Genomic DNA, 24,308 nt, shown 5'->3' with positions numbered 1-24,308 from the left:
AGCCTACAGGCTGAAACGCCGCGCTGTCCGCGTTTCCGTCGTTTCATGACAAAAAATTCAGGCGACAGGTCGCCCTCCCGGCGTAGGGTCGCCGCCGACCTTCCGGAAAGTGAAGTCAAGTCGAGGGAAACCCACATGAAGAAGCTGCTTATCGGCGCCGCCGTCGGCGCCCTGCTCCTGCCCGCCGCGCCCGCACTGGCGCAGCATTTCTCCGACGATGGGCATGATCACGCCTGTTTCGACGAGGCCTGCACCGTCTTCGAACTGTTCCAGACGCCCGCCGAGGGCGCCGCCGTCATGGGCTTCCAGGGCACCGAGGCGCCCAAGTACGGGACCTGGGGCTTCGACCTGGCCGGCCGCGATACCTCGGTGGCCCCGGGCGACAGCTTCTTCCGCTTCGCCAACGGCGCGGCGCTGGACGAGATGCAGATCCCGTCCGACCGCACCAGCTACGGCTCCTTCGCCCTGCTGCGCGAACTGTCCGACAACCGCGTCAAGGCGATGATCGAGGGGCTCGTCGCCCGCACCGACCTGGCCCCCGGCTCGGACGAGCAGAAGATCGCCGACGCCTACCGCTCCTACATGGACGAGGCCCGCATCGAGGCGCTCGACGCCCAGCCGTTGCAGCCCTACCTGGCCGCCATCCGCGCCGCCGACACCCATGACAAGGCCGCCGTCTACATGGGCGAGACCCAGGGCCGCGTCGGCGGCACGATCTTCGGCACCGGCATCACCACCGACCAGAAGGCCCCGACCCGCTACGTCGTCTCGACCGGCCAGTCCGGCCTCGGCCTGCCCAACCGCGATTATTATCTGGAAGAGCGCTGGGCCGAGAAGAAGGCCCTGTACCGCGCCTATATCGAGCGCATGCTGGAGATGGTCGGCTGGGAAGACCCGGCCGCCAACGCCGACGCCATCCTCGCCTTCGAGACCCGCATCGCCGAGGCCCACTGGACCCCGATCCAGAACCGCAACCGCGACGAGACCTACAACGAATACAGCATCTCCCAGCTGGCCGCCGAGGCGCCCGGCTTCCCGTGGCAGGACTACTACAACGCCGTCGGCGTCGGCGAAGTGCCGCGCCTGATCGTCCGCCAGGACACGGCCATGCCGAAGATCGCGGCCATCTACGCCGAGACCCCGATCGAGGTGATCCAGGCCTGGCAGGCCTTCCACACCACCGACGACGCCGCCTCGCGCCTGTCGCGCCGCTTCGCCGACGCCCAGTGGGAGTTCCGCTCGCGCGACCTGAACGGCCAGCCGATGCAGCGCCCCCGCGACAAGCGCGGCATCAGCTTCGCCGAAGGCATGCTGGGAGAGGCCGTCGGCCGCCAGTACGTGGCCGAATACTTCCCGGCCGAGTCCAAGTCCAAGATGGAAGAGCTGGTCGCCAACCTGCGCACCGCCCTGTCGCACCGGATCGACAACCTCGCCTGGATGGGCGCGGAGACCAAGGCGGCGGCCCAGGACAAGCTGCGCAAATTCACGGTGAAGATCGGCTACCCGAACAAGTGGCGCGACTACTCCGCGCTTGAGGTCCGTCCCGACGACCTGTTCGGCAATGCCGAGCGCGCCGGCCTGTTCCAGTGGAACTATCAGCTGAACCGCCTGAACCAGCCGGTCGACAAGGACGAGTGGGGCATGACCCCGCAGACGGTCAACGCCTACTACAACTCGACCAACAACGAGATCGTCTTCCCGGCCGCCATCCTGCAGCCGCCGTTCTTCGATCCGGACGCCGACCCGGCCGTCAACTACGGCGGCATCGGCGGGGTCATCGGCCACGAGATCGGCCACGGCTTCGACGACCAGGGCTCCAAGTCCGACGGCGACGGCGTGCTGCGCAACTGGTGGACGGACGAGGACAAGGCCAATTTCCAGGCCCTGACCGCGCGCCTCGGCGCCCAGTACGACCAGTTCGAGCCGATCCCCGGCTTCAAGGTGCAGGGCGGCCTGACCATGGGCGAGAACATCGGCGACGCCGCCGGCAATGCGGTGGGCCTGGAGGCCTACCACCTGTCGCTGAACGGCCAGCCGGCCCCGATCCTGGACGGCACCACCGGCGACCAGCGCTTCTTCTACGGCTGGGCCCAGGTCTGGCAGTCGAAATATCGCGACGACGCCCTGCGCAACCAGATCGCCACCGACCCGCACAGCCCGGCCGAATTCCGCGTCATCGGCCCTGTACGAAACGTCGACGCCTGGTACGAGGCCTTCGACGTCCAGCCGGGTTCGAAATACTACCTCGCCCCGGAAGACCGCGTCCGCATCTGGTAAGGCGGCGGTTCCATCGAACAGGAAAGGGCCGGAGCGGCGACGCTCCGGCCCTTTTCGCTGGTGGCGAGTGGCGAGTGGTGGTGAGAGAGTCGACCGAGATCAACCTGCCGAGGCAGGGCGGTGGCGCCGCGAGCTTCGCCACAGCCGCTACTCAGGGGTCACAGCCACGGGCCACCCGCGCGCTTCAGGCACGAAAAAGCCCGCCGCGGGGGATACATCGCGGCGGGCTTCTTTCGCTCTCTACGGAGCGGACGTTTCCTCCCCGAAACGCCTCCGAAAGGCCGCTGCGTTTGAACGTCACGGCTTTCGAGTGGCCGCAGAATGACGACATTCCAACGGCCAAGTCAATGAAGTCGCGGGCGAAACAGCCGGTTTTCGCCCCTTATCAATGATAACTCACGCATCCGTGTGCGCGGCGTCGACGATCCGGCGAACGGTGGCGACCAGCTCGGTCCGCGCGGCCACGACCTGCCCCGGTCGCTCGGCCTTCCAGGCGTCGTTGTCGGCGATGCCGGCGGCGAGGGCCCGACCGGCGTCGAGGTCCTTGACCGTCACCTGACCGGCGGCGATCTCGTCGCCGCCGAGGATGACCACCGCCGGCGCCCCGCGGCGGTCGGCGTATTTCATCTGCGCCTTCATGCCGGCCCGGCCCAGGTAGAGCTCGGCGGCGATGCCGGCGTTGCGCAGCTCCGACACGGCGTCGAGGTAGTGCTGCATGTCGGCCTCGGAGAAGACGATCACCACCACCGGCCCGCGCACCGCGTCCGCCGCGCCGCGACCGGCCGCGCGCAGGGCCGAGGCCAGCCGCGACACCCCGAACGAGAAGCCCGTCGCCGGCAGTCGCTCGCCGGTGAACCGCGCCACCAGGTCGTCGTAGCGTCCGCCGCCGCCGATCGAGCCGAAGCGCACCGCCCGGCCCTTGTCGTCGGTGGTCTCGAGCAGCAGTTCGGCCTCGAACACGGCCCCGGTGTAGTATTCCAGTCCGCGCACGATGGTCGGGTCGAAGCGCACCGCCGCCTGTCCGACCCTCATGGCGTTGAGCGCCGCGTCGATGGCGGCCAGTTCGGCCAGGGCGGCCTCGCCCGCGGCGCCGACGTTCCCCGACCGGGCCACGGCTTCCAGCGTCCCGGAGCGCGAGGCCTGTCCGTCTCCGGCCGAGGCGAGGAAGCCCTCGATGGCGCCGATGACCCTGGAGGGCAGGCGCGCGCCCTTCGTATAGTCGCCGGACTCGTCCAGCCGTCCCTCGCCGAGCAGGGCGGCGACGCCCTCCCAGCCCAGCCGGTCGTATTTGTCGATGGCCCGCAGAGCCGTCAGCTTCTGGCCTGCGTCCTCGATCCCGCCGGCCTCGAACAGGCCGTCGAACAGCTTGCGGTTCGAGACCCGGATGACCGCCTGTTCGGGCGACAGGCCCGCCGCGTGCAGGCCTTCGCAGGCCATGGCGATGATCTCGGCGTCGGCCTCGGGCCGGTCCGAGCCGACGGTGTCGGCGTCGCACTGGACGAACTCGCGGAACCGTCCCGGGCCGGGCTTCTCGTTGCGCCACACCGGCCCGAAGGCGTAGCGGCGGAACGGCTTGGGCAGGATCTCCCAGTTCTGCGCCGCGAACCGTGCCAGCGGGGCGGTCAGGTCGTAGCGCAGCGCCATCCATTCGCCGTTGCCCGCCTCGCCCGGATCGTCCTGCAGGGCGAAGACGCCTTCGTTCGGACGATCGGCGTCGGGCAGGAATTTGCCCAGGGCGTCGGCGTATTCGAAGGCGCCGGTGTCCAGCGGCTCGAAGCCCCAGCGCTCGTAGACGGCGGAGACCCGCGTCACCAGCCGGCGCTCGGCGACCAGGTCGCGGCCGCGGCGGTCGGCGAACCCCCGGGGGCTGCGGGCTTCGGGGCGGAGAGGGGCGTCGGTCATGGCGGGCTTTTAGAGGGGCGAGGGTGAAAAGTGCTAGTGCTGGTGAGCAGGGCCGTCCTGCTCACTAGCACTATTCACCGCCGCCGGGCCGTTTCGCCCCTCGACCCACGCTTCAGATCGCCACCGGACTGGCCTGGGCCGCCGCCGCCGCCGACTTGCGGATCGGCAGCAACCGGCCGTAGGTCAGGCAGCGCCAGATCCACTCCAGCGGTCCCATCTGGAACACCGACAGCCACAGCGGCGACCAGATCAGCTGGGCGACCCAGACCGCGCCGACCACCATCCACATCTCGGCGGGATGATGCGTGCCGAACCACATCGGCCCCCACGGCGCATAGTAGAGGGTGACCATGATCAGGGTCTGGGTCAGGTAGTTGGTGAAGGCCATCCGCCCCACCGGAACGAGCACGCCGGTCAGCATCCGCAGCCCAAATTTGGTGATCAGGATCAGCACGCTGGCGTAGAAGAGGGTGATCAGGAAGGCCATGCCTCCCGCCCCGGCTGCCAGTCCGTGGGTGGGGTCGACCGCTTCGCCGGCCATCAGGTCCTGCCAGCGCCACAGGGCGAAGAGCGCCAGGTTCGCGCCGCCGATCACGACGGCCAGCAGATAGGTCCAGATCGGCGCCCGGCCCGAGAACCAGCCCGACTTGAACAGGCCCAGGCCGAGCATCATCAGCGGCACGGAGATCGGAATCAGGAAGGGGCTGGCCATCAGCTGGAAGGTCGCCCAGTTCGTGACGTTCTCCAGCAGTCCGGCCGGCCAGCCGCTGCGGTAGACGTCGATGGCCGCCGCGATCGAGGCGGCGTCCGCTGTCGGCATGCCGGCCTGCATCTGCTCGGCCATTTCAGGGGGCAGGTTCTCCATGCCCCAGTAGCCGAGGCTGGCGACGACGCCCCACAGGACGGTGATCGCACCGCCGATCCAGAGCAGGCGCGAGGCCTTCCACGACCGCATCAGCATCATCAGCAGGCCGCAGTAGGCGTAGTGGAACAGGATGTCGCCGTACCAGAACACCATGCCGTGGATCAGGCCGAAGACTCCCAGCCAGATCAGCCGGCGCCACAGCGCCCTGCCGCGCTCCCGGTCGGGCCGCTCGCCGCCGACCAGGAACACCGACACGCCGAACAGCATCGTGAACAGGGTGCGGAACTTGTCGGCGAAGAAGACGTCGGTGACCCACAGTCCCACCGTGTCGGCGTAACTGAGACCGCCGGGCGGCGGCGCGTCGGACATGGTCAGTTCGACAGGCCAGGCGAAGGAGACGGCGTTGACCGCGAGGATGCCGAGGATGGCCCAGCCCCGCAGCATGTCGAGGTTGAAGATCCGGTCCTTCGGCGCGATCGGCGCCTGCGCGGGCTTCAACGGAAGCGTGCTGTCGGCAGCGGCCATGGCGTTTTCCCCCCACTCTGGCGAGGGCCAACTTGGCCTGAACGGCCGGCTCGTCAAACTGAATTTCCTGTAACCGCCGGCCGCGGCGGTCAGTCGGGCTCGCGCTGGCCCATCAGGCCGAGACGGTCGCGCACCTCGGGCTGCGGCCGGAAGGCGATGAAGGCGGCGCACAGCCCGGCCCACAGCGCATAGCTGACCCCGACCAGCACAGCGACCGACAGGCCGCCGACCCCGTAGATCAGCAGCGAGGTCTCGCTGCCCCCCACCGCCTCGCCGACATTGGCGGCGTGCAGCCACTGCAGCACCGACTGGACCACGGCGAACAAGGCGCCGAGCGCCGCCGCCAGCAGGCCCCCGTAGAACATGAAGCGCCAGATCACCCCCAGCCGGGTCGCCGGCCGCCCGGTCGCCCGCCGCTCCCGGTCCAGCAGCCACAGTCCGCCGGGCACGGCCAACAGGCCGATGAACAGCACCAGCAGCCGCCAGTCGACCTCCAGTCCCGGCATCCAGTTGCTCGGCGGCCAGATCGGCAGGGTGATGACCAGCGGCGGCCACAGCGCCCCGAGCACCGCGGCCAGAAAGATGGCGTGCGGCTCGCGCCGCCACGTCACCCGGGTCTGGCCGGGGAAGTCCTCCGGACGCTCCAGCGGGGGCAGCTTCGGGCGGATCATCGGGTCGGCGCCGGCGTGTCGCCGGAATAGTCGTAGAAGCCGCGCCCGGACTTGCGTCCCAGCCAGCCGGCCTCGACGTATTTCACCAGCAGCGGGCAGGGCCGGTATTTGCTGTCCGCCAGTCCGTCGTAGAGCACGTTCATGATCGCCAGCACCACGTCCAGGCCCATGAAGTCGGCCAGCTCGAGCGGCCCCATCGGATGGTTGGCCCCCAGCTTCAGCGCCTTGTCGATCGAGGCCACGTTCCCGACCCCCTCATAGAGGGTGTAGATCGCCTCGTTGATCATCGGCACCAGGATGCGGTTGACGATGAAGGCCGGGAAGTCCTCGGCGTTGGTGGTGGTCTTGCCCAGCGATTCCGCAAACGCCACCGCGGCGTCATAGGTCTCCGCCGAGGTGGCGATGCCGCGGATGATCTCGACCAGCTTCATCACCGGGGCCGGCTTCATGAAGTGCAGGCCGATGAAGCGCTCCGGCCGGTCCGTGGCCGAGGCCAGACGGGTGATCGAGATCGAGGAGGTGTTCGAGGCCAGCAGGGTGTCGGGGCCCAGGTGCGGGACCAGGTCGGCGAGAATCGCCTTCTTGACCGCCTCGTCCTCGACCGCCGCCTCGATGACCAGGTCGGCCCTGGCCGCCTCGGCCAGCGATTTGGCCGGGCGGATCCGGGCCAGCGCCGCATCGGCCTCGGCCTGGGTGGTCAGGCCGCGCGCCGTCTGTCGCGCCAGGCTGGCGGCGATCGCCCCCTGGGCCTGCGGCACGCGCTCGGGCGCGGCGTCGTGGAGCAGCACCTCATAGCCGCCGGCGGCGACGGCCTGGGCGATGCCGGCCCCCATCTGGCCCGCGCCGACGATGGCGACTGATCGGATCGTGGTCATGAAGTCCGGTGAACTGGCGGGCGCTGGGCCCGATCGGAGCGGCACCCTAGACGGCCTGCCGGGCCGTGCAAGCGCTCGCCGCCGGTGGCGGCCTCGCGCCGTCCCGCCTGTCGCCCCGCGGTCACGCCTAGCCCAGCATCTGGATCAGGAAGGGCGCGCTCATCCGGTTGAACAGGATGCCCAGGAACTGCAGCGTCAGGATCGCCACGATGGGCGTGATGTCCAGCCCGCCCAGCGGCGGAATGATCTTGCGGAACGGGGCCAGGATCGGCCCGGTCAGGGCGTCGAGGAACGCCGCCACCTGGTTCACGAACCGGTTGCGGTGGTTGATGACGTCGAAGGCGAACAGCCAGCTCAGTATGGCCGACAGGATGATCGCCCAGGTCATCAGCCCCAGGACGGTGTTGACCAGCCAGACGATGGCGTAACCCATGGTGCGCGCGCTCCCGCAAATTCGTTCCGCTTCTAGCGCGCGTCGTCCGGCCGTGTCCAAGGATTCGCGGCCCGTCGCGACGTTCGGCGCCGAACACCGTTGACACCACCGGCCGCCCGCTCGTATGTCGCGCCCTCGCCTGCACCCGGAAAACGGGGCCGTAGCTCAGTTGGTAGAGCGCGTCGTTCGCAATGACGAGGTCAGGGGTTCGACTCCCCTCGGCTCCACCATCCCGCGCAGCGCCGACGCGCCTCGCGGGATGGACGAGTTTCCCGGCGGCCACACCTTCCCACGAAACCTGACAACGCCGTTCGGTCAGCTTGACGGACGCCGGTGATTGGCGTGGATTGGCCTCCGGGCTGAACCACAGCAATCTCTTCGGGGGAATCACAAATGAAACGTCTCATCGCAGCGCTCGCGCTGGCCGCCGTGCTCGCGCCCGGCGTCGCCGCCGCCCAGAACGCGAACCTCACCGCCAATTTCGGCGAGGTGCGCATCAACGCCGGCTTCACGCCGGACCCGTACCGCGTCAACATCACCGCCGGCGGCTCGATCGACGCCTACACCGACACCAATCTGCCGGCCGCCTGCGTCGGGGACATCTCCAACGCGCCGGACTATGAGGTCACCTACAGCGCCGGTTCGCTGCCGCTGGTGTTCCGCACCCGCTCGTCGACCGACACCACCCTGATCATCAACGGCCCGGACGGCCGCTGGTACTGCGACGACGACAGCTGGGGCGACGGCGACGCCGAGGTTCGCTTCAACCGCCCGTCCAGCGGCACCTATGACATCTGGGTCGGCACCTTCAACGGCGGCACCGCCTCGGCCGCCCTGCTGATCACGGAAACGCCGTAACGCGAGCGACCGCGCCGCGAGCGCCAGCGCACAAGCCGCGCTCAGGCAGCGAGCGACCGCGCCGCGAGCGACAGCGCATCAAAAAGACGCCCCGTCGGTCCGCCGGCGGGGCGTTTTCGCTACTGGTCCTCGTCGAAGCGGCGTCCGACCAGCTCGACCAGGGCCGCCACCGCCGCCTCCGCCTCGGGGCCCTCGGCGACGATCTCGATGCCGCAGCCGTTGCCGGCGCCCAGCATCAGCAGGCCCATGATCGACAGGGCGTTGACGGTGACCCCGTCGCGGGTGACGTGGACCTCGGCGTCGAAGCTGGAGGCCAGCTTGACGAATTTCGCGCTGGCCCGGGCGTGCAGGCCGCGGGTGTTGCAGATGTTGGCGGTCGCCGCCGCCCGTTCCCCCGGGTCGCTCACCGGGTCGTTCGCCGAGTCGGTCATTTCTCGCCCTGCAGCACCCAGCTGGCCACGGAGATGTATTTGCGGCCCGCGTCCTGGGCGTGGGCGACGCAGGCCTGCAGCGGCTCGCGGCCGCGCACGCTGGCCAGCTTGATCAGCATCGGCAGGTTCAGGCCCGCAATGACCTCGGCGTGGGTTTCTTCCATGACCGAGATGGCCAGGTTCGAGGGCGTGCCGCCGAACATGTCGGTCAGCAGGATGACGCCGTCGCCGTCGTCCACCGCGTGGGCGGCGTCGACGATGTCGCGTCGGCGGCGCTCCATGTCGTCCTCGGGCCCGATGCAGATGGCCGCGACGCCCCGCTGGGGCCCGACGACGTGCTCCATGGCCGACAGGAATTCGGAGGCCAGTCCCCCGTGGGTGACGATCACCAGGCCGATCATGAAGGCTTCACCAAGACTCGCGCCCCCGCGTCCCGGCCGTCCTCTGAACCGGCCGCAAGCCGCGCGGAATAGCCCAACTCCGTCCCGGGTTAAAGCCGGGCGAGCGCGGTCGCGACCTTTTCGACCGCCGAGGCCTCGAATCCGTTGAGGCGAAGCAACGGCAGGGGCACGCCCTGCAGCGTCCGCGACTCGGGCTCCGGCAGGCGCTCGACCGGCTCGTCGACCAGCTCGACGGCCAGGGCCAGACGCGTCAGGCCACGGGCGCAGACCGGGACGATGCCCAGTCCCCGCACCTCCATCCGCCCGGCGATGGTCTCCGGCGCGATGGCGTACAGCCGGCCGCCCGAGGCCGTCACATGGGTGTAGTCGTCGGCCACCAGTCGCCAGCCGCGCCCGATCAGCCTCAGGGTCAGGTCGCTCTTGCCGGCCGCGGACGGACCGGTGATCAGCACCGCGCGCCAGCCGACGCCGGGCGCCCAGCGCGCCGCCACTGCGCCATGCAGCGGCTGCGGGCTGATCACGAGCGGCGTCCCGCCGGCACGGCCGGCAAGGCGACCTCGAAGCGCGCCCCGATGACCTCGCCGCCGGGCCCCCGCCGGTTTTCCGCCCAGACCCGGCCGTCGTGGGCCTCGACGATCTGTTTGACGATCGACAGGCCGAGGCCGGAGTTGGTCCCGAACGCGGTCCCGCGCGGTCGTGCGGTGTAGAAGCGCTCGAACACCGTCTCGAGGTTTTCCGGCGGGATGCCGGGGCCGTCGTCTTCGACCCGCACGCGCACCGGCCGGTCGGGGTCGATCTCGTCACGCGACAGGGTGACCCGCACCTCCCCGCCCGCAGGGCTGAACGAGCGGGCGTTGTCGATCAGGTTGCGGAACACCTGTCCGAGCGGCCCGTCGCGGCCGCGGATCATGGCGTGTTCCGCCGCCGCCGTGCTGAAGCGCACATGCACGCCGCCGTCCGGCTTGATCCCCGCCTCATAGACCCCGACGATCTCGCTCAGCAGCACCGTCAGGTCGATGGCGCGCGGCCGGTCGCGGTTCAGCTCGGCGTCCAGCCGCGAGGCGTTGGAAATGTCGGTGATCAGCCGGTCCAGCCGCCGCACGTCCTGCTGCAGCAGGGCGGTCAGCGTCTCCCGCTGCGCCTCGGTCCTGACCAGCGGCAGGGTCTCCAGCGCCGAGCGGATCGAGGTCAGGGGATTTTTGATCTCGTGCGCCACGTCGGCGGCGAACCGTTCGATGGCGTCCATCCGGTCCGACAGGGTCTCGGTCATGGTCTCCAGCGAGCGCGCGAGATCGCCGATCTCGTCCTTGCGGCCGTCAAGGTCGGGCAGGGAGATGGCGCGGGCCCGCTGCAGCCTCACCGCGTCCGCCGCCGCCGACAGCCGCATCACCGGCCGCGCCACGAACAGGTGCAGCAGCAGGGACGACAGCAGCGACACGGCCAGGGCCACCAGGGCGAAGGGCGTCAGCGCCAGCCGCTGCGCCGCCAGCGTCTCGTCGACGTCGCCCGCCTCGAGCGTCAGCACCCCCAGCACCTGTTCGACGTGACGCACAGGGACGGAGACGGAGACCACCCGGTCACCGCTTTCCGACAGCCGCAGGGTGGCGGACGAGCGCCCGTCGAGCGCGGTCTCCACCTCTTCGGCCAGCGCCCTTTGGGCCTCGGCAAGCCTGCGTGAGTCCTTCGCCTTCTGTTTCGGATCCGGAACAACGGGCGGCGTGCCGGCGGGCAGGGCCGGCGGCAGGGGCTCGCCCGAGATGGCCTCGGTGACGTCAAAGCTGTCGGCGACCATGATGCCGTCGACGTCGAACAGGCGCGCCCGCTGGCCCTCGGGGATGAAGTTGTCGCGCAGCCAGCGGCTGGCCTCGATGTAGTTGAGCTCGGGGGTCGGCTCGCCCCGGGTGACGCCCAGACGCTCGTCGCCCAGCACCTGAACCAGCAGTTCGGCCTGGGCCGCCAGCGTCTCCTGACGCGCCTCGATCAGGCCGCGGCGCCACTCGTTCAGGGCCAGGGCGCCGACGAACAGGATCAGCAGGCTGAGCAGGTTGAGGGCGAGGATGAAACCGCCCAGCCGCGAGCCGCCGAACCGCTTGGGGCGGCGCGGCCGGTCGTCGTCGGCCGGGTCGGCCGGCTCAGCTTTCGCGGTATCGGTAGCCGACGCCATACAGGGTCTCGATCGCGTCGAACTCGGGATCGACCACCCGGAACTTCTTGCGCATGCGCTTGACGTGGCTGTCGATGGTGCGGTCGTCGACATACACCTGGTCGTCGTAGGCGGCGTCCATCAGGTTGTCCCGGCTCTTCACGAAGCCGGGCCGCTGGGCCAGGGCCTGCAGCAGCAGGAACTCCGTCACCGTCAGCTTGACCGGCTTGCCGTCCCAGGTGCTCTCGTGCCGGGCGGGGTCCATCGACAGCTTGCCGCGCTTGATCGCCTTGGTCGAGGTGTCGCCCGAGGCCTCCGGTTCGCCGCCGTCGGCCCCGGTGCGCCGCAGCAGGGCCTTGACCCGCTCGATCAGCAGCCGCTGGCTGAACGGCTTGTGGATGTAGTCGTCGGCGCCGAGGTTGAAGCCGAGAATCTCGTCGATCTCCTCGTCCTTGGAGGTCAGCATGATCACCGGGATCTGGCTGGTCTGGCGCAGGCGGCGCAGCACCTCCATCCCGTCCATGCGCGGCATCTTCACGTCTAGGATGGCCAGGTCCGGCGGGTTCGACTCCAGCGCTTCCAGGCCCGAGGCGCCGTCGTGGTAGGCGGTGATCTTGTGGCCATGGCTTTCCAGCGCCAGCGAGACGGACGCCACGATGTTTTCGTCGTCGTCGACCAGGGTGATGTTGGCCAAGGCGGTCTCCTTGCAGGTTTCCCGTTCCCGCACTCAACGCGCGGCAAGCGTTACCGTTCTAAATCAACTGGGTCAGATTACGGCGACAAAATGGGCCGCGCCGCCTGAATGCGCAATGAAACCCGGCCTTAAAGCCTTGGCGCCATGATGCGGGGTCATCAGTGCGAGCGTTCCATGGCCGGCCCCGTCCACTACGAAGTCTATATCCGCAAGACCGCGCCCGCCCCCTGGAGCCTCCAGATGGCGACGGAGGACCGCGCCAACGCCATCGAGACGGCCGAGGAACTGCTTCGCGACGACCGCGCCGCCGCCGTCCGGGTGACCAAGGAAACGCTCGACCCCGACACCATGGCCTTCAACAGCGTCACCGTCCTGACCCGCGGCGCGCCCGAGGTGCAGCGCAAGCGCGTGGTGCCCGAGGACGAGGCCGGCCCGCGCTGCGGCTCGCCCCAGGATCTCTACGCGCCAATGGCCCGCGACCTGATCGGCCGGGTGCTCGAGGACTGGCTGAACCGCCAGGGCGTCACCGCCTTTGAACTGCTGCACCGGCCCGACCTGGCCGAGAAGCTGGAGGCCTCGGGCGTCGAGCTGCAGCACGCCATCCAGAAGGTCGCCGTGCCCGAGAGCCAGGCCGTCGGCCAGCCGGTCCACGACCTCGTCCGCCACTATCAGAAGCTCAGCGAGCGGGCCATCGAGCGCCTGCTGTTCGCCGGTCGCAAGAACCAGTTTCCGGACCTGGAGAACCATTCGCTCGCCGACCTGGCCCACCGCCTCGCCGGCCAGTCCGACCGCGCCTTCATCATGGGCGGCATCATCTCGGGGGCGCTGAAGGGCGTACGCGGCGGCCGCGCCCGGCTGGACCGGCTGATGGACCTGGCCGACCGCGCGCCGATGGACGGCCCGCCCCACGCCATGGTCATGGTGGCCGTCGAACAGGTGATGTGCGAGCTGTTCGCCGCCCGCACCAATCTCGCCGACGTGCTCGGCCCGGCGCTGGACCAGGGCGCCTCCCTGGCCGCCGTGGTGCGGATGGTCGCCCCGCGCGAGGTCGCCGCCCTGATCAGCCAGGACCCCCGCCTCGCCCTGCAGGTGCCGATCGTCGACGGCCCCGCGGCCCGGCTGGGCGAGCGCGTCGCCTCCGGCCAGTTCCCGCTGCTGTCGGCCAGTCTGGCCCGCATGGTGGTGCGCGAGCTGATGAGCCCGCGACGCCTGCGCCCCAACGACGCCGGCGGCGAGATCGACATCCTGCGCACCCTGGCCATGACGCTGACCGCGACCGCCGGCCGGCTGCTGACCCTCGAAGAAGTCCAGTCGGCCTTCAACGAACGTTCCAAGGCGCTGGTCACCGCCGATTTCGTCGCCGCCTACGTCAAGTCCTGCAACACCGTGCTGTGCGAGGCCGAGGCCCTGACCCGGCTGTGCGAGAACGTCACCGGCACGGCCAACAAGCGCGCCGCCGCCCGCTGGCTGTCGGCCTGCGTCGGCTCGCTGCGCTTCGAGGGCGAGATGCGCGCCGCCTCGGCCGAACAGACCGCCGCCCAGAAGCTGGGCGTGCTGGCCAATCTGGTCCGGGCCGTGCGCGGCTGCGGCCTGTCCGAACGCGACGAGACCGAGATCGCCGCCGCCATCGGCGCCGTCGGCGGGACCGTCGAGGCGGAAGCGAGGATCACCGCCATGCTGGCCCGCTCGCCCGCCCCGCTGCAGTCGAAGCTGTCGGTGCTGCTGCGCATGGCCGCCGGCGAGACGGCGCCGCCCGGACCCGCCGCGGACCGCGCCCGGGCCGAGGCGCTCAAGCTGTTCCGCGCCCCCGACAACCGCGCCGCCCTCGCGGCCGCGCCCGACGCCCTGGTCCCGCTGCGCGGCCTGATGAAGGCCGCGGGCCTGGCCGCCTAGTCGAAGATGTCGAAGATGCTGTCGCGCTTCTTCTTGCGGTATTTGTAGTCGTCGTCGCGGTAGCGCGGCGGCTCGCGATAGCCCTGCTGCGGCTGCTGGCCCCACGGCTGCGGCGCGGCCTGCGGCGGATAGGGCTGCGGCGCGGCCTGGGCCGGCGGCGCGGCCGAGGCCCGGCCTTCCTCGGTGGCGGCGGCCATCAGCTTCTCCAGCTCGCCGCGGTCCAGCCAGACGCCGCGACAGCTCGGGCACATGTCGAATTGCACGCCGCCGCGCTCCAGCGTCTGCATGGCGGCGTTGTCATTGGGGCACATCAGCAGGGGCATCGGGACAGTCTCCGTGAAGCTGGGTGAAGAGCTATGGCCGGACGGGGGTTCCGGCAACAGGCCCGGCCCTGCGAGGCCCGCGACAAATGCGCCTCAGCAAGCCTGCCCGGCCGCCCAGCCCGACGACCACGCCCACTGGAAATTATAGCCGCCGAGCCAGCCGGTGACGTCCACCGCCTCGCCGATCACGTACAGGCCCGGGACCGCCTTGGCCGCCATGGTCTGCTGGTCCAGCTGATCGGTCGCCACGCCGCCCAGCGTCACCTCGGCGGTGCGGTAGCCCTCGGAGCCCACCGGCTTGACCGTCCAGCCGTTCACGGCGGCGTCCAGCCGGCGCAGGGTCTTGTCGCCGACCTCGGCCAGCTTGCCCCGGACGCCCTCGCGCTCGCAGACGCTCTCGGCGAGGCGGCGGGGGATGATGTGGCCCAGCGCCGTGTGCACCATCTGCTTGCCGTTCTCCTCTTTCGCCGCCTTGAGGCGCTCGTAGACGGGCTCGCCGGGGGCCATGGCGACGGTGATGGCCTCGCCCTCGCGCCAGTAGCTCGAAATCTGCAGGATGGCGGGGCCCGACAGGCCGCGGTGGGTGAACAGCATGGCCTCGGCGAAGCTGGCGCCGCCGCCCTGGACCACGGCGTCCACGGCGACGCCGGCGAGGGGCTTGAGCGTCTCCAGCAACCCGGCCTCGAAGGTCAGGGGAACCAGCGCCGGCCGCGTCTCCGTCACCCGCAGACCGAACGCCCGCGCGGCGTCGTAGGCCCAGCCGGTGGCCCCCATCTTGGGGATCGACTTGCCCCCGGTCGCCAGCACCAGCGAGGCGCAGCGCACCGTCGATCCGTCCGACAGCCCCGCCTCGAACCCGTCTCCGGCCCGCGCCACCCGCTCCACCGAGAGGCCCAGCGACAGCCGCGCCCCGGCCTCGCGCATGTCGTCGGTCAGCATGCGGATGATCTGCTTCGCCGAGTCGTCGCAGAACAGCTGCCCCAGGGTCTTCTCGTGCCAGGCGATCCCCGCCCGATCCACCCGCTTGACGAAGTCGTGCTGGCTGAACCGCTTCAGGGCCGAGGTCGCGAAACGCGGGTTCTCGCCGAGGAAGTTGGCGGGGCCGGTCCCCAGGTTGGTGAAGTTGCACCGCCCGCCGCCCGAGATGCGGATCTTCTCGCCCGGCGCCCGGGCGTGGTCGAGGAGGCGCACCGACCGCCCCCGCCGCCCGGCCTCGACGGCGCACATCATCCCGGCCGCGCCGGCGCCGACGATCAGGACATCCACGGTCTCAGGCTTCATGCGGCGGCTCTAGCATGCCCGGCGCTCAAGCCGCGAGCCACCCTGCCAGGCGCCTGTCCCGACCCCTAATGCGCCTCGTCCCAGTTCGCCGCCGCCCGAGCCTCGACCACCAGCGGCACGGTTAGCGCCACGGCCGGTTCCGCCGCCCCCTCCATCACCCGCTTGATCACCGGGATGGCGGATTCCGCCTCCGCTTCCGGCGCCTCGAACACCAGTTCGTCGTGGACCTGCAGCAGCATGCGGGTCTTCAACCCCGCCGCCGCCAGCGCGCCGGGCATCCGCACCATGGCGCGGCGGATGATGTCGGCGGCGGCGCCCTGGATGGGGGCGTTGATGGCGGCGCGTTCGCCGAACTGGCGCTCGGCCCCCGACTTGGAGTGGATGGCCGGGATGTGGATGCGGCGGCCGAAACAGGTGTGGACCATGCCGTGCTCGCGGACCTCGGCGCGGGTGCGGTCCATGTAGGCGCGGATGCCGGGGAAGCGCTCGAAATAGGTCTTGATGTAGGCGCCGGCCTCGCCCTGGTCGATGTTCAGCTGGGCGGCCAGGCCGAAGGCGCTGATGCCGTAGACGATGCCGAAATTGATCGCCTTGGCGCGGCGGCGGGTCTCGGGGTCCATCTGGTCGACGGGGACGCCGAACATCTCGCTGGCCGTGGCGGTGTGGATGTCGATGCCGGCGGCGAAGGCGCGCTTGAGCTCGGGGATGTCGCCGATGTGGGCCAGCAGGCGCAGCTCGATCTGGCTGTAGTCGGCGCTGATCAGGACATGGCCAGGGGCGGCGATGAAAGCCTGGCGGATCTGGCGGCCGGTCTCGGTGCGGATCGGGATGTTCTGCAGGTTGGGGTCGCTGCTGGCGAGCCGGCCGGTGGTGGCGGCGGCCAGCTGGTAGGAGGTGTGGACGCGGTCCGTCGTGGGGTCGGCGGCCTCGATCAGGGCGTCGGTATAGGTGCCCTTGAGCTTGGACAGCTGGCGCCAGTCGAGCAGGACGCGGGGCAGCTCGTGGGTGAGGGCCAGCTCCTCCAGCACGGAGGCCTCGGTGCCCCACTGGCCGGAGGCGGTCTTGCGGCCGCCGGGCAGCTGCATCTCGCCGAACAGGATGTCGCCGATCTGGCGCGGGGAGCCGACGTTGAACGGGCGGCCGGCGAGGGCGTGGGCGCGGGTCTCCAGCTCGGCCATGCGCATGCCGAACTCGGACGACAGGCGCTTGAGGCGGTCGGGGTCGACGCGGATGCCCGCCCGCTCCATGTCGGCGAGGACGGCCGGCAGGGACCGCTCCAGGGTCTCGTAGACGGTGGTCAGGCGGGCCGCGGCGAGGCGGGGCTTGAGGATGCGCCACAGGCGCAGGGTGACGTCGGCGTCCTCGGCGGCGTAGCAGGTGGCCGGTTTCAGCTCGACGTGTTTGAAGGATTTCTGGGCCTTGCCCGTGCCGGCGACGGACTTGAAGGCGATGGGCTCGTGGCCGAGGTGGAGGCGGGCCAGTTCGTCCATGCCGTGGCCGTGCAGCCCGCCCTCCAGCACGTAGGAGATCAGCATGGTGTCGTCGATCGGGGCGACGCGGATGCCCCTCCGAGCCATGACGGCGAGGTCGTATTTGCCGTTCTGGGTGACCTTGAGGACGGCGGGGTTCTCGAGCAGCGTCTTGAGCCGGGCGAGGGCTTCGGGCTTGCTGATCTGGGTCAGGGGTTCGCGGCTGTCGGTGTCGCCGCCGAAGTCGAGGCCTCCCGCGTTGGCCGCGGGCGGATGCTCATGGGTCAGCGGCACATAGCAGGCCTCGTTGGGGCCGATGGCGAGGGAGACGCCGCACAGGCCGGCGTGGGTGGCGCTCAGCGCATCCGTCTCGGTGTCGAAGCCGACCACGCCGGCCAGGGTGGCGCGGGCGATCCAGTCGTCCAGCTCCTCCAGCGTCTGGATGCAGCGGTAGGCGTCGGTGTCGAAGCTCTGGACCTCGGTCGGGCCGGTCGGGACCTGGCCGTAGCGGGGGGTGATGACGGGCGCGGTCAGGGGCCTCGGGCGGGCGACGAAGGCCGTCCCGTCCCTGGCCGTCGCCTTGCCGTCGCCGACGCGGGTGCGCAGCGAGCGGAACTCCATCTTGTCGAGGAAGGCGGCGAGGACCTCGGGGTCGGGGTCGCGGACGGCGAAGTCGTCGATCGGCTCGGGCGCGGGGGCGTCGCAGGTCAGGCGGCACAGCTCGCGCGACAGGCGGATCTGGTCGGCGAATTCGATCAGGGTCTCGCGCCGTTTGGGCTGTTTGATCTCGCCGGCGCGGGCCAGCAGCGCATCAAGGTCGCCGTATTCGAGGATCAGCTGGGCGGCGGTCTTGGGGCCGATGCCGGGGGCGCCGGGGACGTTGTCGACGCTGTCGCCGATCAGGGCCTGGACCTCGACCACCTTGTCCGGCGTGACGCCGAATTTCTCGAACACCGCCTCCTCGGCCAGGCGGCGCTCCTTCATCGGATCCCACATGACCACCGAGGGGCCGATCAGCTGCATCAGGTCCTTGTCGGAGGAGACGATGACCGCCTCGCCGCCGGCGTCGCGCGCCTTGCAGGCATAGGTGGCGATCAGGTCGTCGGCCTCGTAGCCGGGCAGTTCGACGCAGTGGACGCCGAAGGCGGCGGTGGCCTCGCGGACCAGCGGGAACTGCGGGATCAGGTCCTCGGGCGGGGCGCTGCGGTTGGCCTTGTACTGGTCGTACATCTCATTTCGGAAGGTCTTCTCCGAATGGTCGAAGATGGCCACCAGATGGGTCGGGCCGTCCGCGCCCTTCATGTCGCGGATCAGCTTCCACAGCATGTTGCAGTAGCCCTGCACCGCGCCGACGGGCAGGCCGTCGGACTTGCGCGTCAGGGGCGGCAGGGCGTGGTAGGCGCGGAAGATGTAGGCGCTGGCGTCGATCATCCACAGCCGCAGCGCGGGCCCGTCCTGGGTCAACTCGCGTTCTGGGGGCAGGTCGATGGTTTCGGGCGCGGCGGTGTCGGTCATGGGCGGAACATAGGGGCGCGAGCCGCCGCCGTCACCGCCCGTGGATCACGACACCCAGGTGTTGCGGCACTCGCCGACGGTCCAGCCCGCGAAGCCGGAGTGGACGCGGCATTCGTAGCCCATGCCGGCGAGGGGGCCGTGCATGATGCCGGTCTCGATCACCGCGCCGCGGCCGTCGTAGCTCGGGCGGGCGAAGCTGACCCAGCGCACGCGCTCGCGCGGGTCGCCGGGGCGGTCGGGATCATAGGCCTCGAAGGCGAGGCCGTAGCGGCTCCACTGGCAGCGCGGGGCGTAGTCGCCCTCGAAGCGGATCGGCAGCGGCGGGTTATCGGTGCCGTTGAAGCGGTAGTGCTCCTTGGCCACGGCGGCGATGACGGCGCAGTCGTCGCTGTCGGCGTGAGGGGTGGGCACGTCCGGGCCGGAGGGCGGCGGCGTGGCGCAGGCTCCGAGGAGGCTGACGGCGGCGAGAGCGGCGACGCGGCGCATGGTGGCTCCTACTTCTGACGCAGGCCCGAGATGGTGCGGTTGGGGGCGATGTCCTCGGCGGAGGTGATCAGGTGAACGAGGGCGGGGCGGCCGGCGTTCCGGGCCGCCTCGAGGGCGGCGGGGAAGTCCTCGGTGCGTTCGCAGCGGATGCCGAAGGCGCCGAAGGCCTCGGCATAGGCGACGAAGTCGGGGTTGCGCAGGTCGGTGGCGATGGTCCGCTGGGCGCCGGGATAGTGGGTTTCTTGGTGCATGCGGATGGTGCCGTAGGTCCCGTTGTCGACGACCACGACGACGGCGTTGATGCCATACTGGACGGCGGTGGCGATCTCCTGGCCGGTCATCAGATAGTCGCCGTCGCCGGCGATGCAGATGACGTCGCGGTCGGGATGGACGCTCTTGGCGGCGAGGGCGGCGGGGTAGCCGTAGCCCATGGCTCCGGAGGTCGGGGCCAGCTGGGTGCGGCAGGCGCGGTGGCGATAGAAGCGGTGCAGCCAGGCGGCGAAATTGCCCGCGCCGTTGGTGACGATGGCGTCGGCCGGCAGCACCTCGGCCAGATGGGCCATGCACTCGCTCATATTGACGGCGCCGGTGACCGGCACGGGCGTGGAGAAGGCCTGATAGTCGGCGTGGGCGGCGGCGCCTTCGTCGGCCCATGTGCGGCCCGGGTCGATGGAAGCGAGCGCGAGGGCGGCCAGCGAGTTATCGGCGGTGGCGCTGAGCAGCGGCGTCCAGACCCGGCCCAGCTCTTCGGCGCCCGGATGAATGTGGATCAGGGTGTCGGCCGTGCGGCCGCGCTCGAACAGGGTGTAGCCCTGGGTCGGGTTCTCGCCGAGGCGGGCGCCGATGGCGAGGATCAGGTCGGCGGCCTTGGCGCGCGCTGTCAGCTTCGGATTGCAGCCGAGACCGAGGTCGCCGGCGTAGTTGCTGCGGTCGTTGGAGATCAGGTCCTTGCGCCGGAACGACAGCGCCAGCGGCAGGCCCAGCCGTTCGGCCCAGTCGCCGAGGGCGGCGGCGGCCTCTTCGGTCCAGCCGGAACCGCCCAGCACCAGCAGCGGGCGCTCGGCCCCGGCGAGACAGTCGCGGACCTGTTCGACGAAGGCCGCATCCAGCGCCGCCTTCGCGGGAACAACCGGGCGCAACGGGGCCGGGCCGCCGTCCTCGTGCAGGATGTCCTCGGGCAGGGCGATGACCACCGGACCCCGGCGGCCCTGCAATGAGGTGGCGATGGCGCGCTCGACCACCTCGACGGTGCGGGCCGGCGTCTCGATCTCGGTGGCCCATTTGGCGAGGCCGCCGAACACCTCGCGGTAGTCGACCTCCTGGAAGGCGCCGCGGCCCCGGTCGGCCATGGCGATCTGGCCGACGAACAGGATCATCGGCGTGGAGTCCTGATGCGCCGTGTGCACGCCGATCGAGGCGTGGGTCGCCCCGGGCCCGCGGGTCACCATGCAGACGCCCGGTCTGCCGGTCAGCTTGCCGTAGGCCTCGGCCATGTTGGCGGCTCCCGCCTCGTGGCGGCAGGCGATGACCTGGATGCGGTCGCGCACGTCGGCCAGGGCGTCCAGCACCGCCAGATAGCTCTCGCCCGGCACGCAGAAGACGCGGTCGATGCCGTTCACGACCAGGGTTTCGATGAGGCGGCGGGCGGCGGTGTTGGGCGGCTGCAGGGTCATCCCGGCGGGTTAGCAGACGGCTCCAAACTTGACCATGCAACCCCACGGCCACGCTTGGCGTTTGAGGCGCGACATTTCACGTCGAAGGGGACCCTCCATGAAGAAGATCATCGCCCTCGGGCTTGTCGCCGCCGCCCTGGCGGTCTCGGCCTGCAACACCGTCGCCGGGGTCGGCCGCGACGTTCAGGCCGCCGGCTCGGCGGTCGCCGGCGCCGCTGACGACGCCCGCAACTGACGCTCAGTAGCTGACGCCGGTCAGGTAGAGGCCGTCAGACGGCGCCACAGGCCCGCAGGCGGCGCGGTTCCTCGCCTCCAGCGCCCGCGCCACATCCGCGACCGCCCAGCGGCCCTGACCCACTTCCGCCAAGGTGCCGGTCATGGAGCGCACCTGCCGGTGCAGGAAGCTGCGCGCCTCGAACTGCAGACAGATCTCGTCGCCGTTGCGGAACACGCGGGCGACGTCCAGCGTCTTCTCGGCCGATTTCGACTGGCAGTTCACATCGCGGAAGGTGGTGAAGTCGTGCAGTCCGACCAGCGACTGGGCGGCGTCATGCATGGCCTCTTCGTCCATCCGTTCGCGGATGTGCCAGACCCTGCCCTTGTCGAGCGCCGGAGGACCGCGACGGTTGAGGATCCGATACAGATAACGCCGCCCCGTCGCCGAAAAACGGGCGTGAAATCCGTCGTCCACCGACGCGCACTCCAGCACCGACGCCGCCTCTCCGACCAGATGGGCGTTCAGGGCGTTCATCACGGTCCGTTCGGGCCAGGCCTTGTCGAGATCGAAGCTGATGACCTGGCCGGTGGCGTGCACCCCTGTGTCCGTCCGCCCGGCCGCCGCAATCCGCACGCTCTGGCCGCAGAAGGCGGTGATGGCGCGCTCGACCGCGCCCTGCACGGTCGGCTGGCCCGGCTGGGCCTGAAAGCCGTTGTAGCCGGAGCCGTCGTATTCGAGCGTGAGCCGATACCGGGGCATCAGGCCAGCGAAGTCCCGGCCGGGATTGCGAAGCCGCGCAGCATCTCGTCCGCCGGCTGGGCGGCCTTGCCGGGGCGCTGGACGGTCAGCAGGCGGACGACGCCGTCGCCGCAGGCCACGCGCAGACCGCCCTCCAGCACCTCGCCGGGTTCGCCCTCGCCCGGGCCGGACACGCGCGACATCAGCGCCTTGATGCGCACCGGGCCGTCGGGCCCGGGGGCCTCGAACCAGGTGCCCGGGAAGGGCGACAGGCCGCGGATGTGGGCGTCGATCTCGGCCGCCGGACGGGTCCAGTCGATACGCGCCTCGGCCGGGGTGATCTTGCGGGCGTAGGTCGGTTCGCCGGTCTGGGGCGTCCCTTCGACCCCGCCGCGCTCGATGGCGGCGAGGGCGCGCGGCCACAGGCTGGCGCCGGTGTGGGACATGCGCTCGGACAGGGTCGCGGCGGTGTCGTCGGGGCGGATGTCCAGCACTTCGGAGAGCAGGATCGGGCCCTCGTCTAGGCCTTCGGACATGCGCATGATCTGGACGCCGGTCTGTTTGTCGCCGGCCATGATCGCGCGCTGGATCGGGGCCGCGCCGCGCCAGCGCGGCAGCAACGATCCGTGCAGGTTGAAACAGCCCAGCCGCGGTGCCTCCAGCACCTCGGGCCTGAGGATCTGGCCGTAGGCGACGACGCAGGCCGCATCGACCTCAAGGCTGCGGAAGGTCTCGATGGCGTCGGCGGCCTTCATCGAGGCGGGGGTGAAGACCGGCAGGCCCATGGTCTCGGCGAAGGCGTGCACCGGCGACGGGGTCAGCTTCTGGCCCCGGCCCCGCGGCTTCGGCGGCTGGCTGTAGACGGCCACGACCTCATGGCCGCTGGCGATCAGCTCGGCCAGCGAAGGCACGGCGAAGTCGGGGGTTCCCATGAAGGCGAGGCGCATGGGCGGCGGTGTGCCCTATGCGCGGGACGGCGACAAGGCGCGGGCCGGATGGCGCGGACCGGTTCTGACGCGTGACTGGCGGCGTTCGCCGCTGGTCGGTCAGCTCCCAGGCATCCGCCACTTGCCCGGCGGCTGCCAGACCGGGGCCCTCGTCGCTGGATTCAGGATGGCCAGAGGGGCTTTCGGCTGGGCAGGCGCCGGGATCAGTCCCGGCGTCGTGACGGGCGGATACAGCTCAGGATAGATGTGCGGGTCCGCCTTGCGCTTATCGAAGGTGTAGAAGGCGGGCATGGTGATGCGACGCCCCCGCGTGACCTTCAGCACGCCGTGCTCGTGGTGATAGCCGGCGCTGAACGCCACCAGCATCCCCCGTCGCGGCTTCAAAATCCGGTCCTGGGCGGTGAAATACAGTTCGCCGCCCTCATAATCGTCGTTGAGATAGACGATGCTGGAGAAGTCGCGCCACGGGGTGCTGTGCGCGCTGCCGTCAGGATTGCTGTTGTCGGTATGCGGCGGCAGGCAGGAGCCCTTCTCCCACACATTGAGCTGCACCGTGTCCGTCCACAGCGGGCTGGTCAGGGCGTAGAATTCGCCCAGCATGGCGGTGGCCCGCTTCTGGAAATCCCCCATGATGGCGGCCGCCGAGGCGTCGTGCTCGGCCACATCGCCCATGTAGACGATCCGGCCCTCCCAGAAGGCGATGCCGATCCGGCGATGCTTCACCAGCCCGTGCAGGCGGTCGAACATGGCCGTCAGTCGATCGCATTCCTTCGACGTCAGGAAATCCGGGATGATGATGAAGTCTTGGGCGGCGTACTCCATCGGAGTGATCGCGGCCGTGGCGCCGGACGCAGTCAAAACGCCATCGACGACCCGTTTGCGCCCGAGGAGGTTCGCCTGGGTCTGTTGAGGATTGATTGCGGCCATGCGGCTGTCGGCCGCCCACGCCCTGCGATCAACCATAGCTCCACCTCAACTCACCAGCCGCTCATGTCATCGGGCTACACGATCACGCGGGAGTTGAAAACTGACAAGGGCGCCAGCGTCGACCGGACCGCAGTCTCAGTCGAAGCGCGTGAAGACGCCGCCGCCCTCGTCCCATTCGCCGCCGGCGTCGAGGGCGTCGTCGAAGCTCAGCAGGCGGTCGATCAGCAGGCCGGCGACCACGCCCACGGCGGCGACCGCGACCAGCGAGACGATGCTGGCCACGCCGACCTTTTCATTGCGTGTCAGGCGGCGGCGGCCGGAGGGGTCGATGATGCGGTCGCGGTTGCGCTTGAGGCGGGCCATCAGGCGGCCAGCCTCGCCGCCTTCTTGACCTTGGCCACGGCCCGGTCGCGCTTCAGGCGCGACAGGTGGTCGATGAACAGCACGCCTTCGAGGTGGTCCATTTCGTGCTGGATGCAGACGGCGAAAAGACCCTCGGCGTCTTCCTCCGCCTGCTCGCCGGCGTAATTCAGGTAGCGCAGCTTCACCCGCGCCGGACGCTCGACCTCATCGTAGACTTCGGGGATCGAAAGGCAGCCTTCCTCGTAAGGCGCCGTCTCTTCGGAAGCCCACAGGATCTCGGGGTTCACGAAATAGCGCGGCTGGGGCTCCTCGCCCTCGCGGGCCAGGTCCATGACGATGATCCGCACCGGCTCGCCGATCTGCACGGCGGCCAGGCCGATGCCGGGCGCGTCGTACATGGT

Annotated in this window: 24 protein-coding genes and 1 tRNA gene; 5 read left to right on the top strand and 20 right to left on the bottom strand. The window is 70.2% G+C overall.

The genetic code is table 11. From position 1 onward, the window contains the following. Window positions 1-135: 135 nt before the first annotated feature. Window positions 136-2,277 carry a M13 family metallopeptidase gene (locus tag VEA98_RS05470; protein ID WP_324811525.1) on the top strand — a complete coding sequence of 714 codons (2,142 nt, stop codon included), beginning with the start codon at window positions 136-138 and terminating at the stop codon, window positions 2,275-2,277. Between the two features lie 396 nt (window positions 2,278-2,673). Here the strand turns inward: VEA98_RS05470 and hisS are convergent, their stop codons facing one another. The 5 genes from hisS to VEA98_RS05445 form a co-directional block, all read right to left on the bottom strand. After that, entirely contained in the window at window positions 2,674-4,179 is a 1,506-nt protein-coding gene (gene hisS, locus VEA98_RS05465; RefSeq protein WP_324811522.1) for a histidine--tRNA ligase, read from the bottom strand. Between the two features lie 112 nt (window positions 4,180-4,291). Then, window positions 4,292-5,569, bottom strand: a complete 1,278-nt coding sequence (locus VEA98_RS05460; RefSeq protein WP_324811520.1) for a DUF418 domain-containing protein — start codon at window positions 5,567-5,569, stop codon at window positions 4,292-4,294. Window positions 5,570-5,658: 89 nt separating this feature from the next. Then, window positions 5,659-6,240 carry a phthalate transporter gene (locus VEA98_RS05455; protein WP_324811518.1) on the bottom strand — a complete coding sequence of 194 codons (582 nt, stop codon included), beginning with the start codon at window positions 6,238-6,240 and terminating at the stop codon, window positions 5,659-5,661. After that, window positions 6,237-7,115 (bottom strand): 3-hydroxybutyryl-CoA dehydrogenase, encoded by an 879-nt coding sequence (locus VEA98_RS05450; RefSeq protein WP_324811516.1) that lies wholly within the window; start codon window positions 7,113-7,115, stop codon window positions 6,237-6,239. The genes VEA98_RS05455 and VEA98_RS05450 overlap by 4 nt, the downstream gene beginning before the upstream one ends. A gap of 127 nt (window positions 7,116-7,242) precedes the next feature. Beyond that, on the bottom strand, window positions 7,243-7,548 hold the full coding sequence (locus VEA98_RS05445) for a YggT family protein (protein ID WP_324811514.1): 306 nt from the start codon (window positions 7,546-7,548) through the stop codon (window positions 7,243-7,245). A gap of 154 nt (window positions 7,549-7,702) precedes the next feature. Between VEA98_RS05445 and VEA98_RS05440 the strand changes: the two genes are divergently transcribed. After that, window positions 7,703-7,778, top strand: a tRNA-Ala gene (locus tag VEA98_RS05440). A 163-nt stretch (window positions 7,779-7,941) separates the two neighbouring features. Continuing rightward, window positions 7,942-8,406 carry a peptidase S1 gene (locus VEA98_RS05435; RefSeq protein WP_324811512.1) on the top strand — a complete coding sequence of 155 codons (465 nt, stop codon included), beginning with the start codon at window positions 7,942-7,944 and terminating at the stop codon, window positions 8,404-8,406. Between the two features lie 119 nt (window positions 8,407-8,525). Here VEA98_RS05435 and VEA98_RS05430 read toward each other — a convergent pair whose 3' ends face one another. The 5 genes from VEA98_RS05430 to VEA98_RS05410 form a co-directional block, all read right to left on the bottom strand. Next, entirely contained in the window at window positions 8,526-8,837 is a 312-nt protein-coding gene (locus VEA98_RS05430) for an HPr family phosphocarrier protein (protein WP_324811510.1), read from the bottom strand. Further along, entirely contained in the window at window positions 8,834-9,238 is a 405-nt protein-coding gene (locus VEA98_RS05425) for a PTS sugar transporter subunit IIA (protein WP_324811508.1), read from the bottom strand. The genes VEA98_RS05430 and VEA98_RS05425 overlap by 4 nt, the downstream gene beginning before the upstream one ends. A gap of 89 nt (window positions 9,239-9,327) precedes the next feature. Further along, entirely contained in the window at window positions 9,328-9,759 is a 432-nt protein-coding gene (locus tag VEA98_RS05420) for an HPr kinase/phosphatase C-terminal domain-containing protein (RefSeq protein ID WP_324811506.1), read from the bottom strand. Further along, entirely contained in the window at window positions 9,756-11,402 is a 1,647-nt protein-coding gene (locus VEA98_RS05415; RefSeq protein WP_324811504.1) for a HAMP domain-containing sensor histidine kinase, read from the bottom strand. The genes VEA98_RS05420 and VEA98_RS05415 overlap by 4 nt, the downstream gene beginning before the upstream one ends. Further along, entirely contained in the window at window positions 11,371-12,075 is a 705-nt protein-coding gene (locus VEA98_RS05410; RefSeq protein WP_324811502.1) for a response regulator transcription factor, read from the bottom strand. The genes VEA98_RS05415 and VEA98_RS05410 overlap by 32 nt, the downstream gene beginning before the upstream one ends. A 174-nt stretch (window positions 12,076-12,249) precedes the next feature. On the opposite strand from VEA98_RS05410, the gene VEA98_RS05405 reads away from it, so the two are divergent. Next, window positions 12,250-13,968: a hypothetical protein gene (locus tag VEA98_RS05405; RefSeq protein ID WP_324811500.1), complete on the top strand. Its 1,719-nt coding sequence runs from the start codon at window positions 12,250-12,252 to the stop codon at window positions 13,966-13,968. On the opposite strand, the gene VEA98_RS05400 is transcribed toward VEA98_RS05405, so the two are convergent. The 5 genes from VEA98_RS05400 to VEA98_RS05380 all read right to left on the bottom strand — a co-directional run bounded on the left by VEA98_RS05400 (window position 13,965) and on the right by VEA98_RS05380 (window position 20,715). Then, complete coding sequence (locus tag VEA98_RS05400) at window positions 13,965-14,291, bottom strand: zf-TFIIB domain-containing protein (RefSeq protein WP_324811498.1); 327 nt, start codon at window positions 14,289-14,291, stop codon at window positions 13,965-13,967. The genes VEA98_RS05405 and VEA98_RS05400 overlap by 4 nt on opposite strands. Before the next feature lie 93 nt (window positions 14,292-14,384). After that, complete coding sequence (locus VEA98_RS05395) at window positions 14,385-15,572, bottom strand: NAD(P)/FAD-dependent oxidoreductase (RefSeq protein WP_324811496.1); 1,188 nt, start codon at window positions 15,570-15,572, stop codon at window positions 14,385-14,387. Window positions 15,573-15,637: 65 nt separating this feature from the next. After that, window positions 15,638-18,556 (bottom strand): DNA polymerase I, encoded by a 2,919-nt coding sequence (gene polA, locus VEA98_RS05390; RefSeq protein ID WP_324811494.1) that lies wholly within the window; start codon window positions 18,554-18,556, stop codon window positions 15,638-15,640. Window positions 18,557-18,601: 45 nt separating this feature from the next. Continuing rightward, the gene (locus VEA98_RS05385) at window positions 18,602-19,042 is read right to left on the bottom strand and encodes a hypothetical protein (RefSeq protein ID WP_324811492.1); all 441 of its coding nucleotides are present in this window, start codon (window positions 19,040-19,042) and stop codon (window positions 18,602-18,604) included. An 8-nt stretch (window positions 19,043-19,050) separates the two neighbouring features. Beyond that, window positions 19,051-20,715, bottom strand: coding sequence for a thiamine pyrophosphate-binding protein (locus VEA98_RS05380; RefSeq protein WP_324811490.1), 1,665 nt, complete (start codon window positions 20,713-20,715; stop codon window positions 19,051-19,053). 97 nt (window positions 20,716-20,812) lie between these two features. On the opposite strand from VEA98_RS05380, the gene VEA98_RS05375 reads away from it, so the two are divergent. Then, entirely contained in the window at window positions 20,813-20,950 is a 138-nt protein-coding gene (locus VEA98_RS05375) for an entericidin A/B family lipoprotein (protein ID WP_324811488.1), read from the top strand. Between the two features lie 3 nt (window positions 20,951-20,953). On the opposite strand, the gene truA is transcribed toward VEA98_RS05375, so the two are convergent. The 5 genes from truA to def all read right to left on the bottom strand — a co-directional run. Next, window positions 20,954-21,691, bottom strand: coding sequence for a tRNA pseudouridine(38-40) synthase TruA (gene truA, locus VEA98_RS05370; protein ID WP_324811486.1), 738 nt, complete (start codon window positions 21,689-21,691; stop codon window positions 20,954-20,956). Then, window positions 21,691-22,617 (bottom strand): methionyl-tRNA formyltransferase, encoded by a 927-nt coding sequence (fmt, locus tag VEA98_RS05365; protein WP_324811483.1) that lies wholly within the window; start codon window positions 22,615-22,617, stop codon window positions 21,691-21,693. Before fmt ends, truA begins: the two co-directional genes overlap by 1 nt. Window positions 22,618-22,716: 99 nt before the next feature. Continuing rightward, window positions 22,717-23,580 (bottom strand): 2OG-Fe(II) oxygenase, encoded by an 864-nt coding sequence (locus tag VEA98_RS05360; protein ID WP_324811481.1) that lies wholly within the window; start codon window positions 23,578-23,580, stop codon window positions 22,717-22,719. 99 nt (window positions 23,581-23,679) lie between these two features. Next, window positions 23,680-23,907: a hypothetical protein gene (locus VEA98_RS05355; protein WP_324811479.1), complete on the bottom strand. Its 228-nt coding sequence runs from the start codon at window positions 23,905-23,907 to the stop codon at window positions 23,680-23,682. Beyond that, window positions 23,907-24,308 (bottom strand): peptide deformylase (gene def / locus VEA98_RS05350; RefSeq protein WP_324811477.1); only part of this gene is annotated, 402 nt, incomplete at its 5' end. The genes VEA98_RS05355 and def, both read right to left, overlap by 1 nt.

Source organism: Brevundimonas sp., assembly GCF_035627055.1.
Taxonomy (GTDB): domain Bacteria; phylum Pseudomonadota; class Alphaproteobacteria; order Caulobacterales; family Caulobacteraceae; genus Brevundimonas.
This window is presented reverse-complemented; position numbering and strand designations above follow the sequence as displayed.

Coding starts and splice junctions, on each gene's coding strand:
- VEA98_RS05405 (WP_324811500.1), top strand. CDS start 12,250: ATGGCCGGCCCCGTCCACTACGAAGTCTATATCCGCAAGACCGCGCCC.
- VEA98_RS05395 (WP_324811496.1), bottom strand. CDS start 15,572: ATGAAGCCTGAGACCGTGGATGTCCTGATCGTCGGCGCCGGCGCGGCC.
- VEA98_RS05445 (WP_324811514.1), bottom strand. CDS start 7,548: ATGGGTTACGCCATCGTCTGGCTGGTCAACACCGTCCTGGGGCTGATG.
- VEA98_RS05470 (WP_324811525.1), top strand. CDS start 136: ATGAAGAAGCTGCTTATCGGCGCCGCCGTCGGCGCCCTGCTCCTGCCC.
- VEA98_RS05455 (WP_324811518.1), bottom strand. CDS start 6,240: ATGATCCGCCCGAAGCTGCCCCCGCTGGAGCGTCCGGAGGACTTCCCC.
- VEA98_RS05375 (WP_324811488.1), top strand. CDS start 20,813: ATGAAGAAGATCATCGCCCTCGGGCTTGTCGCCGCCGCCCTGGCGGTC.
- VEA98_RS05425 (WP_324811508.1), bottom strand. CDS start 9,238: ATGATCGGCCTGGTGATCGTCACCCACGGGGGACTGGCCTCCGAATTC.
- VEA98_RS05380 (WP_324811490.1), bottom strand. CDS start 20,715: ATGACCCTGCAGCCGCCCAACACCGCCGCCCGCCGCCTCATCGAAACC.
- VEA98_RS05400 (WP_324811498.1), bottom strand. CDS start 14,291: ATGCCCCTGCTGATGTGCCCCAATGACAACGCCGCCATGCAGACGCTG.
- truA (WP_324811486.1), bottom strand. CDS start 21,691: ATGCCCCGGTATCGGCTCACGCTCGAATACGACGGCTCCGGCTACAAC.
- fmt (WP_324811483.1), bottom strand. CDS start 22,617: ATGCGCCTCGCCTTCATGGGAACCCCCGACTTCGCCGTGCCTTCGCTG.
- VEA98_RS05355 (WP_324811479.1), bottom strand. CDS start 23,907: ATGGCCCGCCTCAAGCGCAACCGCGACCGCATCATCGACCCCTCCGGC.
- polA (WP_324811494.1), bottom strand. CDS start 18,556: ATGACCGACACCGCCGCGCCCGAAACCATCGACCTGCCCCCAGAACGC.
- VEA98_RS05430 (WP_324811510.1), bottom strand. CDS start 8,837: ATGACCGACTCGGCGAACGACCCGGTGAGCGACCCGGGGGAACGGGCG.
- VEA98_RS05415 (WP_324811504.1), bottom strand. CDS start 11,402: ATGGCGTCGGCTACCGATACCGCGAAAGCTGAGCCGGCCGACCCGGCC.
- VEA98_RS05450 (WP_324811516.1), bottom strand. CDS start 7,115: ATGACCACGATCCGATCAGTCGCCATCGTCGGCGCGGGCCAGATGGGG.
- VEA98_RS05385 (WP_324811492.1), bottom strand. CDS start 19,042: ATGCGCCGCGTCGCCGCTCTCGCCGCCGTCAGCCTCCTCGGAGCCTGC.
- VEA98_RS05360 (WP_324811481.1), bottom strand. CDS start 23,580: ATGGTTGATCGCAGGGCGTGGGCGGCCGACAGCCGCATGGCCGCAATC.
- VEA98_RS05460 (WP_324811520.1), bottom strand. CDS start 5,569: ATGGCCGCTGCCGACAGCACGCTTCCGTTGAAGCCCGCGCAGGCGCCG.
- hisS (WP_324811522.1), bottom strand. CDS start 4,179: ATGACCGACGCCCCTCTCCGCCCCGAAGCCCGCAGCCCCCGGGGGTTC.
- VEA98_RS05435 (WP_324811512.1), top strand. CDS start 7,942: ATGAAACGTCTCATCGCAGCGCTCGCGCTGGCCGCCGTGCTCGCGCCC.